23 protein-coding genes, 1 tRNA gene, 1 other RNA gene and 1 pseudogene are annotated in these 18,343 nt (G+C 38.5%); 24 read left to right on the top strand and 2 right to left on the bottom strand.

The window, feature by feature from the left end:
• Window positions 1–59: 59 nt before the first annotated feature.
• The 3 genes from RQ973_RS00715 to RQ973_RS00725 all read left to right on the top strand — a co-directional run bounded on the left by RQ973_RS00715 (window position 60) and on the right by RQ973_RS00725 (window position 2,307).
• Window positions 60–133, top strand: a tRNA-Asn gene (locus RQ973_RS00715).
• A gap of 419 nt (window positions 134–552) precedes the next feature.
• The gene (gene comW / locus RQ973_RS00720; protein WP_311522392.1) at window positions 553–789 is read left to right on the top strand and encodes a sigma(X)-activator ComW; all 237 of its coding nucleotides are present in this window, start codon (window positions 553–555) and stop codon (window positions 787–789) included.
• Window positions 790–1,020: 231 nt separating this feature from the next.
• Entirely contained in the window at window positions 1,021–2,307 is a 1,287-nt protein-coding gene (locus tag RQ973_RS00725) for an adenylosuccinate synthase (RefSeq protein ID WP_311522515.1), read from the top strand.
• Between the two features lie 484 nt (window positions 2,308–2,791).
• Here RQ973_RS00725 and RQ973_RS00730 read toward each other — a convergent pair whose 3' ends face one another.
• On the bottom strand, window positions 2,792–3,334 hold the full coding sequence (locus RQ973_RS00730) for a hypothetical protein (protein WP_311522393.1): 543 nt from the start codon (window positions 3,332–3,334) through the stop codon (window positions 2,792–2,794).
• Between the two features lie 303 nt (window positions 3,335–3,637).
• Here RQ973_RS00730 and tadA point away from each other — a divergent pair, with 303 nt between their 5' ends.
• The 11 genes and pseudogenes from tadA (at window position 3,638) to tnpA (ending at window position 11,181) form a co-directional block, all read left to right on the top strand.
• A complete protein-coding gene (gene tadA / locus RQ973_RS00735) occupies window positions 3,638–4,105 on the top strand; it encodes a tRNA adenosine(34) deaminase TadA (protein ID WP_311522395.1) in 468 nt (155 codons plus the stop codon).
• A gap of 32 nt (window positions 4,106–4,137) precedes the next feature.
• An RNA gene (ffs, locus tag RQ973_RS00740) (signal recognition particle sRNA small type) lies at window positions 4,138–4,235 on the top strand.
• A 213-nt stretch (window positions 4,236–4,448) separates the two neighbouring features.
• Entirely contained in the window at window positions 4,449–4,892 is a 444-nt protein-coding gene (locus RQ973_RS00745) for a dUTP diphosphatase (RefSeq protein WP_311522397.1), read from the top strand.
• Window positions 4,852–5,409 (top strand): histidine phosphatase family protein, encoded by a 558-nt coding sequence (locus tag RQ973_RS00750; RefSeq protein ID WP_311522399.1) that lies wholly within the window; start codon window positions 4,852–4,854, stop codon window positions 5,407–5,409. The genes RQ973_RS00745 and RQ973_RS00750 overlap by 41 nt, the downstream gene beginning before the upstream one ends.
• 16 nt (window positions 5,410–5,425) lie before the next feature.
• Window positions 5,426–5,917 (top strand): hypothetical protein, encoded by a 492-nt coding sequence (locus RQ973_RS00755; RefSeq protein WP_311522400.1) that lies wholly within the window; start codon window positions 5,426–5,428, stop codon window positions 5,915–5,917.
• A gap of 41 nt (window positions 5,918–5,958) precedes the next feature.
• Complete coding sequence (gene radA, locus RQ973_RS00760) at window positions 5,959–7,323, top strand: DNA repair protein RadA (protein ID WP_311522516.1); 1,365 nt, start codon at window positions 5,959–5,961, stop codon at window positions 7,321–7,323.
• Between the two features lie 70 nt (window positions 7,324–7,393).
• Window positions 7,394–8,089: a TIGR00266 family protein gene (locus RQ973_RS00765; RefSeq protein ID WP_311522402.1), complete on the top strand. Its 696-nt coding sequence runs from the start codon at window positions 7,394–7,396 to the stop codon at window positions 8,087–8,089.
• Window positions 8,090–8,249: 160 nt separating this feature from the next.
• Complete coding sequence (locus RQ973_RS00770) at window positions 8,250–8,744, top strand: carbonic anhydrase (RefSeq protein WP_311522403.1); 495 nt, start codon at window positions 8,250–8,252, stop codon at window positions 8,742–8,744.
• Window positions 8,745–8,960: 216 nt separating this feature from the next.
• Window positions 8,961–9,929, top strand: a complete 969-nt coding sequence (locus RQ973_RS00775) for a ribose-phosphate diphosphokinase (protein WP_000010179.1) — start codon at window positions 8,961–8,963, stop codon at window positions 9,927–9,929.
• Window positions 9,930–10,050: 121 nt separating this feature from the next.
• On the top strand, window positions 10,051–10,488 hold the full coding sequence (locus RQ973_RS00780) for a CoA-binding protein (protein ID WP_311522404.1): 438 nt from the start codon (window positions 10,051–10,053) through the stop codon (window positions 10,486–10,488).
• Between the two features lie 177 nt (window positions 10,489–10,665).
• A pseudogene (gene tnpA / locus RQ973_RS00785) lies at window positions 10,666–11,181 on the top strand (IS200/IS605 family transposase).
• Between the two features lie 141 nt (window positions 11,182–11,322).
• Here tnpA and RQ973_RS00790 read toward each other — a convergent pair.
• A complete protein-coding gene (locus RQ973_RS00790) occupies window positions 11,323–12,333 on the bottom strand; it encodes a YeiH family protein (protein ID WP_311522405.1) in 1,011 nt (336 codons plus the stop codon).
• 153 nt (window positions 12,334–12,486) lie between these two features.
• Between RQ973_RS00790 and RQ973_RS00795 the strand changes: the two genes are divergently transcribed.
• From RQ973_RS00795 to RQ973_RS00845, 10 genes are all read left to right on the top strand, one after another.
• A complete protein-coding gene (locus tag RQ973_RS00795; protein ID WP_311522406.1) occupies window positions 12,487–13,656 on the top strand; it encodes a pyridoxal phosphate-dependent aminotransferase in 1,170 nt (389 codons plus the stop codon).
• Window positions 13,653–14,423, top strand: coding sequence for a DNA repair protein RecO (recO, locus tag RQ973_RS00800; RefSeq protein WP_311522407.1), 771 nt, complete (start codon window positions 13,653–13,655; stop codon window positions 14,421–14,423). Before RQ973_RS00795 ends, recO begins: the two co-directional genes overlap by 4 nt.
• Window positions 14,420–15,412 (top strand): phosphate acyltransferase PlsX, encoded by a 993-nt coding sequence (gene plsX, locus RQ973_RS00805; protein WP_311522408.1) that lies wholly within the window; start codon window positions 14,420–14,422, stop codon window positions 15,410–15,412. The genes recO and plsX overlap by 4 nt, the downstream gene beginning before the upstream one ends.
• 5 nt (window positions 15,413–15,417) lie before the next feature.
• On the top strand, window positions 15,418–15,654 hold the full coding sequence (locus RQ973_RS00810; protein ID WP_311522409.1) for an acyl carrier protein: 237 nt from the start codon (window positions 15,418–15,420) through the stop codon (window positions 15,652–15,654).
• A 447-nt stretch (window positions 15,655–16,101) separates the two neighbouring features.
• Window positions 16,102–16,245 carry a class IIb bacteriocin, lactobin A/cerein 7B family gene (locus RQ973_RS00815; protein ID WP_075229712.1) on the top strand — a complete coding sequence of 48 codons (144 nt, stop codon included), beginning with the start codon at window positions 16,102–16,104 and terminating at the stop codon, window positions 16,243–16,245.
• Between the two features lie 17 nt (window positions 16,246–16,262).
• Complete coding sequence (locus RQ973_RS00820; protein WP_311522410.1) at window positions 16,263–16,412, top strand: class IIb bacteriocin, lactobin A/cerein 7B family; 150 nt, start codon at window positions 16,263–16,265, stop codon at window positions 16,410–16,412.
• 12 nt (window positions 16,413–16,424) lie between these two features.
• A complete protein-coding gene (locus RQ973_RS00825) occupies window positions 16,425–16,601 on the top strand; it encodes a hypothetical protein (protein ID WP_000793176.1) in 177 nt (58 codons plus the stop codon).
• A 208-nt stretch (window positions 16,602–16,809) separates the two neighbouring features.
• A complete protein-coding gene (locus tag RQ973_RS00830; protein WP_162837517.1) occupies window positions 16,810–16,965 on the top strand; it encodes a hypothetical protein in 156 nt (51 codons plus the stop codon).
• A 317-nt stretch (window positions 16,966–17,282) separates the two neighbouring features.
• On the top strand, window positions 17,283–17,471 hold the full coding sequence (locus RQ973_RS00840; RefSeq protein WP_311522413.1) for a hypothetical protein: 189 nt from the start codon (window positions 17,283–17,285) through the stop codon (window positions 17,469–17,471).
• A 340-nt stretch (window positions 17,472–17,811) separates the two neighbouring features.
• Window positions 17,812–18,048, top strand: coding sequence for a hypothetical protein (locus tag RQ973_RS00845; protein WP_311522415.1), 237 nt, complete (start codon window positions 17,812–17,814; stop codon window positions 18,046–18,048).
• Window positions 18,049–18,343: the final 295 nt, after the last annotated feature.

Raw genomic sequence — 18,343 nt, forward strand, 5'->3', positions numbered from 1 at the left:
GAACGCCGGAAGTAGTTGGGGGTTGCCCCCTGTGAGATAAGGAAGTCGCTTAGCTTTAATCCGCCATAGCTCAGTTGGTAGTAGCGCATGACTGTTAATCATGATGTCGTAGGTTCGAGTCCTACTGGCGGAGTATGTAAACGTTCTAAGGAACGTTTTTTTATTTATCTTTCAGGGGTCATCTTGATCCCTTTTTTATTTAGCTCTTTATTAATATTTAATATCTTTTATAAGTTTGTTAGATTTGAATGTTTCATTTTAGGTATTTTTAATAGGTCTTATAAGTAATTCTTTAATAGATTTTGTGGTGTTGTAATCAATCTTCAGATAAGTTTTTTATTATAAAGTAGACTACCATATTCCTACAGTGATTTCTTTTCATTATAGAAATTTTAGATCTTTTTTGAAATGTAGGATTGTTGAGCTGAACTGTTAATTTTTTTATCTGTTATTTATTTGAATATTCATTATAGTACATGATAGAAGTATCTTCCCTGGTTCTTCTATTTTTTTGTTATACTCATTTTATCAATAGAAATGGAGTCAAATAAAATGATTGAACAGATTTATGAACAATATCTTGATTTTTATGATGTTATTGAAAAGGAATATAGTAACTTGATAGATAATGATTTAGAATGGGAAGTTTTTCATCTTCGATTTTTACTCTATTATTTAGTTCGGTACAAGCTTGATACTATGCATCCTTTATTTTCTTACCACTATAGAGCTTGCTACCGTTTGTACATTGAACAGCTATTGATTTCAAATGACTATGTTGGGGGATAATTTATAATTTTCATATTTCCGAACGATTTTATAGTTTTTTCTTTTCATAATATAAATTTACAATATTTTTTTAATATTAATTTTCTAATTTTCTCTAATTCCCTAATGATTCTAGTCTTTGGTCTTGAAAAAATTGAGAATCTTTATTATAATAAATTGTAAGATATAATTGCAGGTGAGATTCCTGCCATGTATGTGAGAAAGGAAGAGCCTAAGGGCTCAGACAAGATTATGACTTCAGTTGTTGTTGTAGGTACCCAGTGGGGTGATGAAGGTAAAGGGAAGATTACAGACTTCCTCTCAGCTAATGCAGAAGTGATTGCACGTTACCAAGGTGGTGATAATGCTGGTCACACAATTGTGATTGATGGAAAGAAATTTAAGTTGCACTTGATTCCTTCTGGAATTTTCTTCCCTGAAAAAATTTCTGTCATTGGGAATGGGATGGTTGTAAATCCTAAGTCACTTGTGAAAGAGTTGAGCTATCTTCATGATGAAGGTGTTACAACAGATAATCTACGTATTTCTGATCGTGCGCATGTTATTTTGCCGTATCACATCGAGTTAGACCGTCTGCAAGAAGAAGCTAAGGGTGAAAATAAAATTGGTACTACTATCAAGGGTATCGGACCAGCTTATATGGATAAGGCTGCTCGTGTTGGAATCCGTATTGCAGATCTTTTGGATAAAGAGATTTTCCGTGAACGTTTAGAACGCAATCTTGCTGAGAAAAATCGTCAATTTGTAAAATTGTATGATAGCGAACCTATTTCATTTGATGATATTTTTGAAGAATATTATGAGTATGGCCAACAAATCAAGCAATATGTAACAGATACTTCTGTTATCTTGAATGATGCACTTGATAATGGCAAACGCGTTCTTTTTGAAGGTGCACAAGGGGTCATGTTAGATATTGACCAAGGAACTTATCCGTTTGTTACTTCTTCAAACCCTGTTGCTGGTGGTGTGACAATTGGTTCTGGTGTTGGTCCAAGCAAGATTGACAAGGTTGTAGGTGTATGTAAGGCCTATACAAGTCGTGTAGGAGATGGGCCTTTCCCAACTGAGTTGTTTGATGAAGTGGGAGAACGCATTCGTGAAGTAGGTCATGAGTATGGTACTACAACAGGTCGTCCACGTCGTGTAGGTTGGTTTGACTCAGTGGTTATGCGTCATAGTCGCCGTGTTTCTGGCATTACGAATCTTTCTTTGAACTCTATCGATGTTTTGAGTGGTTTGGATACAGTTAAAATCTGTGTTGCTTATGATCTTGACGGTCAACGCATTGACTACTATCCAGCTAGTCTTGAACAATTGAAACGTTGTAAACCTATTTATGAAGAATTACCAGGTTGGTCAGAAGATATCACTGGAGTACGTACTTTGGAAGATCTTCCTGAAAATGCACGTAACTATGTTCGTCGTGTTAGCGAATTGGTTGGCGTTCGTATCTCTACTTTCTCAGTAGGTCCTGGTCGTGAACAAACAAATATTTTAGAAAATGTTTGGTCATAAGAGATTTTTTAAGATTTGTTTAAGTTAGGTCGGGTATACTATAGACAGTTACAAGAAGACCTCCTAACTTGTTGTAACAAATATCCTAAACTTTTCTTTTTCATAATAATCTCCCTATAAAGTCACCGCATTCGGTGGCTTTTTTTTTCAGTTTTTAAGTCCTATCTGGGTGTCTTCTTGAAAGTAGGATATGAAGAAAAAACATTGGGCATTAAGTCTCTAGATTAAGTCTTGATTTGGTAGCCCCAGATCTACGAGTTTTCAACATTTGGGTAAATTAGTTAAGGTTGTGAATGGAGAAAAGAATTTTTGGTAAAAGTAGCTTTTTGAATTCTCAAATACCAACAAATCGTTCAATTTGCCATCACATCAAAGGCGCATAACTAAGAAAAAATGAGGTTGGGATTTCTGATCCCAACCTCATCAGTGAACTAGTTTCTTGAGAATTTGTAAGTTAGACAAACTTGAATTTATATGAATCAGCTTAGTTGATAACTTGATTATCTGATTTATCACTTTGAAATTGCTGTATTTCGTGCATAAAAGCATCTGCCTTTAGTTTATCTGTGATGATACTGACACTTTTTAGCTTATTTATTTTTTTCCCATGTAATCCCACACAAACAGGATTTTTAAATTTGATGGTTAGCTTTACACAGTTAAAGGGACGCTTTTTAATGGTTAGTTGTTCGATATCTTGAAGGCTAAATTGATAATGTAATAGGCTGTGGCCTCTACTGCTATAGGTATAATACTGAACAATATTGTTTTTATAAATTTCTAATTTTACTCCATTTATGAAGAGATAATACCCCATAAACCATATAAGGAGGGGAGCATAAATCAGCGCTACCGCCATAACAATCTTGTCTGCAAAATCAGTATTGTAAGTCATCAGACGCTTCAGAATCCAGAGAATCATAACAGATATAGATATCATGGATGGTCCCCCTACTCTATTAAATGTATCTTTATATGGAAACATCAAGGTAAGTTTTGGTTCATCCTGTAAAAATTCTAATTTCATTATTTACCCTTTCATCTTGTTTATTATTTAAATCTCAGGATAATCATCTCTTGGAGACTTATAGTTAAAAATCTTCCGACAGATCTGGACATTCTGTATCAGTTGTCTCCATTACTCTCAGTTCATGATTTCTAGTGTTTCTCTAAATTTTGCTACTATTATACTCTTTTTAAAACATTATTTCTACAAACCAGAGATTGAATAATATCTAAAGTTAGTAACTGCAAATATTATAGAGCTCTTTTTTTGTCTAGGAAAACATGCTATAATGATAGAATTGATAGGTGAGAAAAGAGAGAAGCTATGGATTATACAGTTGAAGAAAAAAAAGCATTTATGAGAGAGGCCTTAAAGGAGGCAGAGATTGCTTTAGAGAATGATGAAATCCCAATAGGTTGCGTAATTGTAAAGGATGGAGAAATCATTGGTCGGGGGCACAATGCACGTGAGGAGTTGCAACGTGCGGTCATGCATGCGGAAATTATGGCCATCGAGAATGCGAATCTGAGGGAAGAGAGCTGGCGCTTGCTGGATTGCACGCTTTTTGTGACCATTGAGCCTTGTGTGATGTGCAGCGGGGCGATTGGGCTTGCCCGTATCCCAAAGGTAGTCTATGGGGCTAAAAATCAGAAATTTGGTGCAGCTGGAAGTCTGTATGATATCTTGACAGATGAGCGTCTTAATCATCGTGTAGAGGTTGAGACGGGCATTTTAGAGAGTGACTGTGCTGGCATTATGCAGGAATTTTTTAGAAATCGACGGAAAAAATAATTTCTCTTTTAAAATCTTTGGGAATGTGGTATAATAACTAATGGAGCAACAGTTCTGCGTGAAGCGGGTCAGGGGAGGAATCCAGCAGCCCTAAGCGATTTGAATTGTGTGCTCTTTTTTTGTGCTTTAAAGAAAATAGTTTAAGTGTGGCTAAAAAAGAATGAGTTTGTTAATAAAGGGGAAAATAAGTGACATTTGAAATATCTTTAAATTTTTTTGTATGATTTTATTGTTTGCTTTTTGATAGGACACTTTTCTTTATTTAATATAGAAGATTTTTCGTGCTTTTTTCGAATAAATAAGATAAAATAGCCTAGAATGAAAGATTAAAAAGAGGGAAAATATGAAAATTCGTGGTTTTGAATTAGTTTCTAGTTTTACAGATGAGAGTTTGCTACCCAAGCGTGAGACAGCACATGCAGCTGGTTACGACTTAAAGGTTGCTGTGCGCACAGTCATTGCTCCAGGAGAGATTGTCCTTGTTCCAACAGGGGTTAAGGCCTATATGCAACCGACTGAGGTTCTCTACCTCTATGATCGTTCTTCAACCCCTCGTAAGAAGGGCTTGGTTTTGATTAACTCTGTGGGTGTCATTGATGGAGATTATTATGGTAACCCAGGAAATGAAGGACATATCTTTGCACAGATGAAAAACATTACTGACCAAGAAGTGATTCTTGAAGTTGGGGAACGTGTGGTTCAGGCTGTCTTTGCTCCATTTTTGATTGCGGATGGCGATGCGGCAGATGGTGTTCGGACCGGTGGATTTGGATCAACTGGACACTAAGATGAAGATTATCTTTGTACGTCACGGGGAGCCAGATTACCGTGAGTTAGAGGAGCGTTCCTATACTGGATTCGGGATGGATTTGGCGCCCTTATCTGAGAAAGGAAGACAACAAGCTCAGGAACTTTGCAAAAATCCTTTGTTTGGCTCAGCTGATATCCTGGTGTCTTCTGCAGTGACGCGAGCTTTAGAAACGGCTTTTTATGTATCCTGTGCTACTAGCCTTCCTTTGAGAGTGGAGCCATTATTGCATGAATGGCAAGTCTATGAAAGTGGCGTAGAGAATTTTGAAAAAGCTCGTACTCTTTTTCTAGAAAATAATGGATCCTTACCTCCTAATTGTCCTATTCAATATGAGACAGCTGAGGAAATGAGGTCTCGGTTGCTAGAATCTATGGGCAAGTATCGAGACTATCAGACAGTCGTTGTTGTCACCCATCGAATGCTCATGCGCCAATTTGTACCAGACGAGAAGATTGATTTTTGCCAAGTGATTGAGTGTGAGATAGAGATATAGAAAGAAGCACAATTAAATGAGCTATAAGGATTTTCAAGCTTTTACCGCAGAAAATTGTCAAGGGTATAAGAAGGTGTATGAGATTAGTATTGGAGGTTTTCTTTACTTGGCTTTTCTTCCAGGAGACTATCAAAAAATCCTTTGCATTTCTTCAGAATATATGTCCATCATCGATAGTGAAAAAAATCAAGTCACTCCAATAGATGGGGATTACGATGAGATAGAGTTAGTAGCTATGTGTGAAGTTTACGACTCTCCTATCCCTATCGCTGGACAATATGGTGGAAACCTTCCTTTGTATAATGGTAAAGACATCCGAGTGACAATGGCTAAAGACCAATCTGAAGAATATCCGATTTTAACCATTTATTGGGAAGAGAATAAAGAAACTAGGACTCAAATTTATCAAGGTTATTTACCCTATATTTTTGGTTTTAGTCCTGATGGGAAGTATTATGTCCATGCGGATGATGGTGGACTGATTGTTCTGAAAAGAAATAGTTACTGATTTGGAAAATTAATAAGAGATTTTAAAATGAAAGGATTAGAATCATCGCAAAGAAAAAAGCGACATTTATATGTCAAAATTGTGGGTATAATTCCCCTAAATATCTAGGACGTTGTCCAAACTGTGGGTCTTGGTCTTCTTTTGTAGAAGAGGTTGAGGTTGCCGAGGTCAAGAATGCGCGTGTGTCCTTGACAGGTGAGAAAACCAAGCCCATGAAACTGGCTGAAGTGACCTCCATCAATGTCAATCGAACCAAGACAGAGATGGAGGAGTTTAACCGAGTTCTTGGTGGAGGTGTGGTACCAGGAAGTCTTGTCCTGATCGGTGGGGATCCAGGGATTGGGAAATCAACTCTGCTCTTACAAGTCTCAACCCAGCTGTCTCAAGTAGGTACTGTTCTCTACGTTAGTGGGGAGGAGTCTGCCCAGCAAATCAAACTCCGTGCAGAGCGTTTAGGTGATATTGATAGTGAGTTTTATCTCTACGCAGAGACCAATATGCAGAGCGTGAGGACAGAGGTGGAGCGCATCCAGCCAGACTTCCTCATTATCGACTCCATCCAGACCATCATGTCTCCTGAGATTTCTGGAGTTCAGGGTTCTGTTTCCCAGGTACGTGATGTGACTGCAGAACTCATGCAGTTGGCTAAGACTAATAACATTGCCATCTTTATTGTCGGGCATGTGACCAAGGAAGGAACCTTGGCTGGGCCTCGGATGTTGGAGCATATGGTGGATACAGTGCTTTACTTTGAAGGGGAACGCCACCATACCTTCCGTATCTTGAGAGCGGTCAAAAACCGTTTTGGCTCTACCAACGAGATTGGAATCTTTGAGATGCAGTCAGGTGGATTGGTTGAGGTTCTTAATCCTAGTCAAGTTTTCTTAGAAGAGCGTTTAGATGGTGCGACTGGTTCGTCTATCGTAGTGACCATGGAAGGGACCCGTCCAATTCTTGCGGAGGTTCAGGCCTTGGTAACACCGACTATGTTTGGTAATGCCAAGCGGACTACAACAGGCCTTGATTTCAATCGTGCAAGTCTGATTATGGCTGTTTTGGAAAAACGGGCAGGGCTTCTTTTACAAAATCAGGATGCTTATCTCAAATCTGCTGGTGGTGTCAAATTGGATGAGCCTGCTATTGACTTGGCAGTTGCGGTTGCTATTGCTTCGAGCTATAAGGACAAGCCAACCAATCCTCAGGAATGTTTTGTAGGAGAATTAGGTTTGACGGGAGAGATCAGACGTGTGAATCGAATCGAGCAACGGATCAATGAAGCAGCGAAACTTGGTTTTACAAAAATCTACGTACCGAAAAATTCCTTGACTGGTATCAAGCCACCTAAGGAAATTCAGGTGATCGGAGTGACGACTATCGGAGAAGTCTTGAAAAAAGTATTCTCCTAATAGTTGTACTCAGGTTTAGATTACTAATTATTTTATTGCTAACATTTATTAAAAAAAGGAGGAATTTCTGATGAAATTTTCTATGGATAGTCATATGCAATTTCCTTTGGTAGAGTTGTCACTCAATCAGGGAGAAACGGTCTTTATCCAGCGCGGTAGCATGGTCTACCATACACCCAATGTAAGTCTAAACACCCAGCTCAATGCCAGCGGTTCTGGTTTGGGACGTTTTGTCAAAGCTGTAGGACGTTCAATGGTTTCTGGCGAAAGCACCTTCATTACTCAAGCAGTTGCAGAGTCTGACAACGGCAACCTTGCTTTAGCACCAGATACTCCCGGTCAAGTGATTGCTCTCGAGCTAGGAGAAAAGCAATATCGATTGAATGATGGAGCCTTTCTAGCTCTTGATGGTACAGCTTTCTATACAATGGAGCGCCAATCTATTGGGAAAGCTCTTTTCGGGGGTCAAGGTGGTCTTTTCGTGATGACAACCCAAGGTCAGGGAACTCTTTTGGCTAATGCTTTTGGATCTATTAAGAAAATTGAGCTTCAAAACCAAGAAATAACTATTGACAATGCCCATGTGGTGGCTTGGAGTCAATCTTTGGACTATCATATCCACTTAGAAAATGGTTTCTGGCAATCTATTGGTACAGGCGAAGGAGTGGTGAATACTTTCCGAGGTACTGGTGAGGTTTATGTACAAAGTCTCAATCTTCAAAGCTTTGCAGGCTCTCTCAACAAGTATATCCAAAAAGAATCATAACAATAAAAACTAGGATAGGGACCCAAGCTAGATGCTAGAAGTTTCTGTTCTAGTTTTTTTATATGGAAGTTGAAAACTGACAAGACAAAGAAAAGATGGTAAGATAGAAGATAAATAATTTGGTTTTCAAATTATCTTAAAAGTAAGAAAGTGTGTTGTCATGTCGTATTTTGAACAGTTTATGCAAGCTAACCAGGCTTATGTTGCCCTGCATGGGCAGTTAAATCTGCCAATCAAGCCGAAAACAAGAGTAGCCATTGTGACTTGTATGGACTCACGTCTGCACGTTGCACAAGCTTTGGGGCTAGCACTTGGAGATGCTCACATTTTACGGAATGCGGGCGGTCGAGTGACAGATGATATGATTCGCTCACTCGTGATTTCCCAGCAACAAATGGGAACAAGAGAGATTGTGGTTCTTCATCATACAGACTGTGGTGCTCAGACATTTCAAAACGAAGAGTTTCAAGAACATTTAAAAACAGAATTAGGGGTTGATGTCTCGGGTCAAGATTTTCTCCCTTTTCAAGATGTTGAGGAGAGTGTTCGTGAGGATATGAAATTACTTCGAGAATGCCCATTGATTCCAGATGATGTGGTTATTTCAGGGGCTGTTTATGATGTAGATACAGGCAGTATGAGAGAGGTATACTAACTTTTCCTTTGTGAGTTCCTATCTTCCTATGAGATAGAATGTCTAAGTTGTCACATTTCAGCTTGAATATAAGGAATATAAATGAGCACAAGACAAGGGGATAAATGTCCATTCTTGTCTTATTTTTTATTGAAAAATCAAGAAAAAAGCGCTACAATGGTAGTTGGAAAAATGTTGTGAAAAAACACAAGTGATACATAAATACTGGAGGAAATCATGTCTTTTTCTGATTTAAAGCTGTTTGCCCTTTCTTCAAATAGAGAATTGGCAGAGCGTGTGGCGCAAGAGATTGGGATAGAGTTGGGAAAATCGACTGTACGTCAATTTTCAGATGGAGAAATTCAAGTTAATATCGAAGAATCGATCCGTGGAAAACACGTCTTTATCCTACAATCAACTAGCTCACCTGTAAATGACAATCTGCTAGAAATTTTGATTATGGTAGATGCTTTGAAACGCGCCAGTGCAGAATCTGTCAACGTTGTTATGCCTTACTATGGCTATGCACGTCAGGATAGAAAGGCGAGAGCGCGTGAGCCAATCACTTCAAAACTTGTGGCAAATATGCTAGAAGTGGCTGGAGTGGATCGTTTGTTGACGATTGACTTGCATGCTGCACAGATTCAGGGATTCTTTGATATTCCTGTCGATCACTTGATGGGTGCTCCTTTAATTGCAGACTACTTTGAGCGTCGTGGCATGGTTGGTTCTGACTATGTGGTTGTCAGTCCAGACCATGGTGGGGTGACTCGTGCTCGTAAATTAGCAGAGTTCTTGAAAACTCCAATTGCTATTATTGACAAACGTCGTAGCGTGGACAAGATGAATACCAGTGAAGTGATGAATATCATTGGTAAGGTGGAAGGTAAGACTTGTATCTTGATTGATGATATGATTGATACAGCTGGAACTATTTGTCATGCGGCAGATGCACTTGCTGAAGCTGGAGCTGTCGAAGTTTACGCAAGCTGTACGCACCCAGTTCTTTCAGGGCCTGCTATGGATAATATCCAAAAATCAGCTATTAAAAAATTGGTTGTTTTGGACACTATCTACCTACCAGAAGAGCGTTTAATTGATAAGATTGAGCAAATCTCTATCGCTCATCTCTTGGCAGATGCCATTATCCGTATCCACGAAAAACGTCCTCTATCTCCATTATTTAGTATTGAGAAAAAAATCTAACGAATTCGTTGGATCAGACAAAACTCCTAACAAAGTGATAGGCCTTGTTGGGAGTTTTTTGGTAGCAGAATTCTGCAAACCCTTTCAAAATATGCTATACTGATGAAAAAGGAGGATTTTTATGACTCAAGAATTTATCAATCCAAGTGATGGCGTGATTCGTCAGTATCTAGAAACCAGTAAGACTCTAGCAGTAGTGGGCTTGTCTGACCGTGAGGAAACAACTAGCAATCGAGTGACAAAGGAAATGCAGGCTCGTGGCTATAAAATCATACCAGTAAATCCTAAGGCTGCAGGTGGGGAAATCTTAGGAGAAAAGGCTTATGCCAGTCTAGCTGAGATTCCTTTCCCTGTAGATATCGTCAATGTCTATCGTCGTAGTGAGTTTCTGCCCGATGTGGCACGAGATTTTCTCAAGGCTGATGCTAAGATTTTCTGGGCGCAACTAGGACTTGAAAGTCTAGAAGCGGAAGAAATCTTGCGTGCTGGAGGTTGCAATGATATCGTGATGAACCGTTGTATTAAGAGAGAACATACACGCTTAATTCTTGAACAATAAAAAGGTAGCTTGCGGGCTACCTTTTGTCTTATGTGACTTTCAGTCCGTCTCGCTCCGTTAGGTGCGAGACAAAAAAACCACCCGCTATGCGGGTGCGCATCGAAGGTTATACCAAAAAACTCCAAACGCGATACAATTAAGGTGTTCAAGCCAATTGTAAAGCGAAAGGAGAAAAATATGGCTCAAAAAGCACATAGTTTATCACACACAAAATGGATGTGTAAATATCACATTGTGTTCACCCCTAAGTATAGATGAAAAGTGATCTATAATCAATATCGAAGTAGTTTGGGAGAAATATTCCATAGATTATGTAGTTATAAAGGTGTTGAGATTATCGAGGGCCATTTAATGCCAGATCATGTTCATATGTTGGTAAATATTCCACCTAGAATTAGTATTTCAAGTTTCATGGGATATTTAAAAGGTAAAAGCGCTCTAATGATGTTCGATAAACACGCAAATCTGAAATATAAGTTTGGAAATCGACATTTTTGGGCAGAGGGATATTATGTGAGTACAGTTGGCCTCAATGAAGCCACAATTAGGAAATATATTCAAGATTAAAGAAATTATCCAGTGGATGATTTCTTCACGAGTATAAAAAATTGAGAACGAGTAAAGCATGATATAGCACTAGATAAATTAAGTGTTAAAGAATATGAGGATCCCTTTAGGGATAGTGGTAAGTAATACTCACGCCTCTTTAAGAGGCAAGTGACGAGTCAAGAGCAATGAGGCTTGAACAAGGTGAAAGCCAGAGTCTTTAGGCGCTGGCTAGTTATCTGGGCTTATAGCCCTGGTACAAATCACCCGTTTGACGGGTGGTCATGATTAGAAAATACCGATGAGCGTTTGCATGCCGAGGCTAGTCAGGATGATGGCAATCCAGCAGAGGGCACCAAGAAGAATGGATTTACCGCTGGACTTAATCATAGCAATGAGATTGGTTTTGAGGCCGATAGCGCTCATGGCCATGATGATGAGGAATTTAGATAGTTGTTTGAGAGGTGCAAAGAAGCTACTGCTGACACCGAAGGAAGTAAGGAAGGTGGTTAGCAGGGAAGCTAGGATAAAGTAGAGAATGAAAACAGGGAAGATTTTTTTAAGTTTTACTCCTTGGTTGTTGCCTTGTTGACGGCTTTGCCAGTAGGAGAGGAAGAGAGTGATGGGAATGATAGCTAAGGTGCGTGTCAATTTGACAATAGTAGCAGACTCAAGAGTGTTTGTGTGGTAAAGACTATCCCAGGCGCTGGCAGTGGCTGTTACAGAGGAAGTATCATTGACTGCAGTACCTGCAAAGAGGGAGAAGCCCTCGTTTGATAGGTGAAGCCAGGTTCCTAGGGTTGGGAAAATAAGAGCTGCCAAGACATTGAAGAAAAAGATAACAGAAATGGCTTGGGCCACTTCTTTTTCCTTGGCGTGAATAACAGGAGCAGTCGCTGCAATGGCAGAACCGCCACAGATAGAAGATCCAACTCCAATCAAGGTAGCTAGCTTTGTATCTAGGTTAAAAAAGCGCTGGAAGAGATAAGCGATGATCAACGCAATAGAAATAGTTGAGAGGATGACAGGGAGTGAAGATTTTCCAACTGCGAAAACTTGAGAGATATTGAGTCCAAACCCAAGCAAGATAACAGCATACTGAAGCAATTTCTTGGAGCTGTAAGTCAAACCAGCATCTAGTTGTTTATAGGAAGTGAGAAATGGGTGGAGAATCATGCCAATAAAGATGGCAAAAACAGGAGCTCCTACAACAGGCAGAAAGCCTCCTAAAACCCAAGAGATGATAGAAATGATCAGACAGGCTAACAGTCCTGCCCAATTTTTTGATAGAAATGACATAAAAACCTCCGAAAATAAATACTCCTTATTATAATCTTATCTCGGAAAAAAGTAAATAGAAAGCCTTTGGAAGGCTAATTCTGGATGTAATTTTGCGGTCAGAGAGCTTTTGTAGTATAATAGACATATGTTCTTTAAGCAAGGAGGGTATCTATGGACTTAACCAAGCGATTTAATAAACAATTAGATAAGATTCAAGTTTCCTTGATTCGTCAGTTTGACCAGGCTATTTCAGAGATTCCTGGAGTCCTGCGGTTGACCTTGGGAGAACCAGATTTTACAACGCCAGATCATGTCAAGGAGGCTGCAAAGCGAGCCATCGATCAAGACCAATCCTACTATACAGGGATGAGCGGTTTGTTGACCTTACGCCAAGCAGCTAGTGATTTTGTAAAAGAAAAGTATCAGTTGGACTACAATCCTGAAAATGAAATCTTGGTTACAATTGGTGCGACAGAAGCTTTATCAGCTACTTTGACAGCCATTTTGGAGGAAGGAGACAAGGTTCTCTTGCCAGCTCCTGCCTATCCTGGCTATGAGCCAATAGTTAATCTAGTTGGTGCAGAGATTGTCGAAATTGATACAACTGAAAATGGTTTTGTTTTGACGCCTGAGATGTTGGAAAAGGCAATTTTGGAGCAGTGGGACAAGCTCAAGGCAGTTATTCTCAACTATCCAGCCAACCCTACAGGAATCACTTATAGTCGCGAGCAATTAGAAGACTTGGCAGCTGTTTTACGTAAGTATGAGATTTTCGTAGTCTGTGATGAAGTCTACTCAGAATTGACCTATACAGGGGAAAATCATGTATCGCTGGGTACTATGCTGAGAGATCAGGCCATTATCATCAATGGTCTATCCAAATCCCATGCCATGACAGGTTGGCGTTTAGGTTTTATCTTTGCACCAGCAAACTTTACAGCTCAACTCATCAAGAGTCACCAGTACTTGGTCACTGCCGCAAACACCATGGCTCAACACGCAGCGGTAGAAGCTTTGACAGCTGGTAAGAATGATGCGGAACCTATGAAGAAGGAATATATCCAACGTCGGGACTACATTATCGAGAAGATGACTGCACTTGGTTTTGAGATTATCAAACCAGATGGTGCTTTTTATATCTTTGCTAAGATTCCAGCAGGCTATAATCAAGATTCCTTTGCTTTTCTGAAAGATTTTGCCCAGAAAAAGGCTGTCGCCTTCATCCCTGGTGCTGCCTTTGGACAGTATGGAGAGGGCTATGTTCGCCTATCTTATGCAGCTAGCATGGGAACCATCAGAGAAGCTATGAAACGACTTGAGGAGTACATGAGAGAAGCATGATTCAATCTATCACAAGTCAGGGTTTAGTACTTTACAATCGAAATTTTCGAGAGGATGATAAGCTTGTTAAAATCTTTACAGAACAGGCAGGCAAGCGCATGTTTTTTGTGAAACACGCTGGTCAATCAAAACTGGCTCCGGTTATTCAGCCCTTGGTGCTAGCTCGTTTTCTCTTGCGCATCAATGATGATGGACTCAGTTATATTGAGGATTATCATGAGGTGATGACCTTTCCAGGGATCAATAGTGATCTCTTTACCATGGCTTATGCGACCTATGTGGCAGCCTTGGCTGATGCGAGTTTGCAGGATAATCAGCAGGACGCTCCTTTATTTGCTTTTTTGCAGAAGACATTAGAGCTGATGGAAGAGGGCTTAGATTATCAGGTCTTGACTAATATTTTTGAAATTCAGATTTTGACACGGTTTGGGATTGGTCTAAACTTTAATGAGTGTACTTTTTGTCATCGAGTAGGTCAGGCCTTTGACTTTTCTTTCAAATATGGAGCCTGTCTTTGCCCAGAGCATTATCATGAGGATGAGAAACGATGTCATCTAAATCCCAATATTCCTTATCTGCTCAATCAATTTCAAGCCATTGATTTTGATACTCTGGAGACTATTTCGCTCAAGTCAGAAATTAAGCAAGACTTGCGTAAGTTTATGGACCAGATTTACGAAGAGTACGTCGGGATTCACCTAAAATCAAAGAAATTTATTGATTCCCTAGCCGATTGGGGACAATTACTAAAAGAGGAAGACAAATGAAAAAAATCGCAGTAGATGCAATGGGTGGCGATTATGCACCTCAAGCTATTGTAGAGGGAGTCAATCAAGCTCTTGCTGACTTTTCAGATATTGAGATTCAACTTTACGGAGATGAAAGTAAAATTAAGCAATATCTAACAGCTACAGAGCGCGTTAGTATTATCCATACTGATGAAAAAATCGATTCAGACGATGAGCCTACAAGAGCCATCCGTAAGAAGAAAAATGCCAGTATGGTCTTGGCGGCCAAGGCTGTCAAAGATGGAGAGGCAGATGCTGTTCTTTCTGCAGGAAATACAGGTGCTTTGCTTGCGGCCGGATTTTTCATCGTAGGTCGTATCAAGAATATCGATCGACCTGGGCTTATGTCAACCTTGCCAACTATTGATGGGAAAGGTTTTGATATGCTAGATCTCGGTGCCAATGCAGAAAACACAGCCCATCACCTTCATCAATATGCCATCCTAGGTTCTTTCTACGCTAAAAATGTTCGTGGAATTGCAAAACCACGAGTTGGTTTGCTTAATAACGGGACCGAGAGCAGCAAGGGAGATCCACTCCGCAAGGAAACTTATGACTTGCTAGTAGCTGATGAGAGTTTGAACTTTATCGGTAATGTGGAAGCGCGTGATTTAATGGATGGCGTTGCTGATGTAGTCGTAACAGATGGTTTCACGGGAAACGCTGTGCTCAAATCCATTGAAGGTACAGCCATGGGAATCATGGGCTTACTAAAAAATACCATTACAGGTGGCGGTTTGCGAGCTAAATTAGGTGCTCTTCTTCTTAAGGATAGTCTTAGAGGTTTGAAAAAGCAGCTCAACTATTCTGACGTTGGAGGTGCAGTCTTGTTTGGTGTCAAGGCGCCGGTTGTCAAGACTCATGGATCAAGTGATGCCAAGGCTGTGTACAGTACGATTCGTCAGATTCGTACCATGCTAGAAACAGACGTAGTTGCTCAAACTGCGCGTGAATTTTCAGGAGAATAATATATATGACAGATAAAGAAATTTTTAACCGTATCGTGACCATCATCCAAGAACGTCAAGGAGAAGACTTTGTAGTCACAGAGGCCTTGAGCTTGAAGGATGATTTGGATGCTGATTCGGTAGATTTGATGGAATTCGTACTAACCATTGAGGATGAATTTGGAATTGAAATCAGTGATGAAGAAATCGACCATCTTCAAAGTGTGGCAGATGTATTAAAAGCCATTAAAGATAAAATCTAACATATAGCAACATGCAAGTCATGTTGTTTTTTTGTTTTTCGAAAAAGATAAGATTTTGAAATTTTATAGTTGAGTTTACGAATAAAGAGATAAGAACAAAAAAGGAGGATTGCTGATGTATGTGACAGGTCTTTATCCGTGGTTGATCAAGTGGTTTTTAAAATAAATTTGATTTAATTGTTTATTTTAAAATGATTTCTCGAATAGACAAGTGAGAAGAAGAGGAAGGAGATTACTTCATGTTTATACCAAGCTTGTATCCATGGTTAATTAAGTGGTTTTTGAAATAAATAAATTTATTTTAAATTATTTTTCGAATAGATAAGTAAGAAGAAAAGGAAGGAGATTAGAAATGATTATTTCAGTTATTTATCCAATTTGGCTTTTAAAATGGTTTAAAGGTTAAAAATTGCAAACAAAAAACTATAAAAATAAAGGAGAAAAAAGATGACAAACTTTGACAAAATGGAACAGAACTTTGTAGCTCTTACAGAAGAAGAGCTAATGGAAGTGGATGGGGGGTCGGTTACCGCCGTAGTTGTAGGAGGTGTCTTACTAATTGGTGGTATTGCTTGGGGCTATTTTATGTAATAATAAGGAGAGAAAAAATGAATTTAAATAAATGGACAGAATTGACAGAAGAAGAATTGATGAATACAGAAGGTGGATCAATTACCATAGCCACGGTTGGTGCAGGATTGGCAATTTTCCTTGGTGGTCGATTAATTGGTCAAGATTTAAAACGTAAATTTGGATAGAAGTGAACTTGTATGAAAAATCTAAAAAATGTAATGGGAGCCTTTTTAATTATTTTTGGAGTGCTTTGTATATTGGGGGATTTACATGTAATCACCTTTAATGTTGAAAAATATTTCCAAACAGAGTTATTTGTTCCGATGCTTATTTTGATGATGAGTTATTTAGATTCAGGTAAAGACAAGGTTTAAAGAGAACTATTATTAGTATGTGGCAAATGCTATAGAATAATCATCTTTTAGTTGTTATCAATGAAATAAGAACTAAAAAAATGGAGAAATAAATGAATATCTCAGAAGAATGTGCGGCTATAATTATATCAGCCTCAGGAATAGTAGGACTTTTGGTTGGAGTAGCTATTGGATTAGCTAGTATTATTTAAAAAGGAGTAGATGAAAGATGAAGAAACTGGATGAAAAATTTGCTATTATGACAGAGGAAGACTTGGCTGTAACTAAGGGAGGTTTCATTGTTACTACTTCTACAGCAGTGGCTTGGGGTGTTTTAGGAGTCGTTACCTATATGTATGGGCGTCATTTGGGAAGTAGACGTTAATTTAAAAATTTGTGGCAAATCGTAAAAGAAAATCAAGTATGAATCGCAACACTGATCTCAATACATTGTTACCATAGTTCCTTTGGTGGCAATGGGTCTCAATCTCGTACTTCATGTAATTCGTACAGGTTCGTTGTTATCCTTTGATTGGAAATGGTATTTAGTTGGATTGATTGCCTCAGGCTATTTTGGGATTTTTTGCAACGATTTGTCAAAAAATAATCCAAACTATAAATGATGAATCTGAATGAAAAGATTTTGTGCGTGTGAATGGCGGAAAAACTCTGCCATTCTTGTCAGATAAATAGGAGTCTGCTATGAAAACATTTTTATTAGGATTTGCTGAAGGTTATTTTATCGTGTCAGTCATTATCTATATCGCAACGTATTTGATTTTGAAAAAACCGATCAATACCTTGTTTTATCTAGAAAACTATCCAATTCTGCTTGGTCTGTTTTATGTAGGATACAAGTATCAAACAAAAGGAAGTAAGATTGGGAATTGATGGACCATCAAAATGGAGTTTGAGATGAAAGTCGTTCAAGTGTTACAAAAAGCTTGTCTATAGTTTACTGTATGCTGCAGTTCGATGGTTTATATCATTGTTAGAATAGTCGCTGATGTAAACAAAATAAATCTACCTACATGGTTTGAAAATTTTGACATACCTACAATTTCACTATTCTTGATGGTATTTATTTTACTTTGTAGAAGTGAAGAAAAATGTGATAAAGGTTGATTAAATAGATCTGAACTTTGTGGCTCCAGTATTAGGGCAATCTTGGGGAATGTTTGGGTGTTAAGCTGATGAACTGTAGTCTGATTTTAGTTAGAAAGATATTCGTATGTTTAAAAAAGAAGTGATATTATTAGGGCTGCTTCTACTAGTACGTATTGTACTTTCTATCATGCAAGTTTTAATAGACTATAAACTATTGCTAGGAAAGTATAGTATAAATTTCATGGAACTTTCAGATTTATTCTCTTATCCCCTACTTTTTTTAATCATTTACATAGCGGTAAAATATCATGCTATCCAGAAAATAAGAGGTAAAGAAGATAATCAGGATGGAGATGAATAAGACTTTAAAAATCTTTCTAACATTCCTTTTCTTATTTCTGATGAATATGTTTATTCTCAAGATACTAACAACACTTGGATTTCAGATGATAGTGAGTGAAAAAAGTTATCTTGTACCATCCTTGTTTTCATTTATAGTTTTGTATATGATTGACAAAAAAAATTGGAAAAGGTAAGAAATATTAATCATTATATTTTCTAGGTAGGACGTTTGTTCTACCTATTTTTATTTATGAAAAAGTGCTGTTCAGGTGCAGTTATTGTTTTTTTAGAAATAATTTTCTTTTTGCTTCTTT

The sequence above is a fragment of the uncultured Streptococcus sp. genome (assembly GCF_963511325.1).
Lineage (GTDB): Bacteria > Bacillota > Bacilli > Lactobacillales > Streptococcaceae > Streptococcus.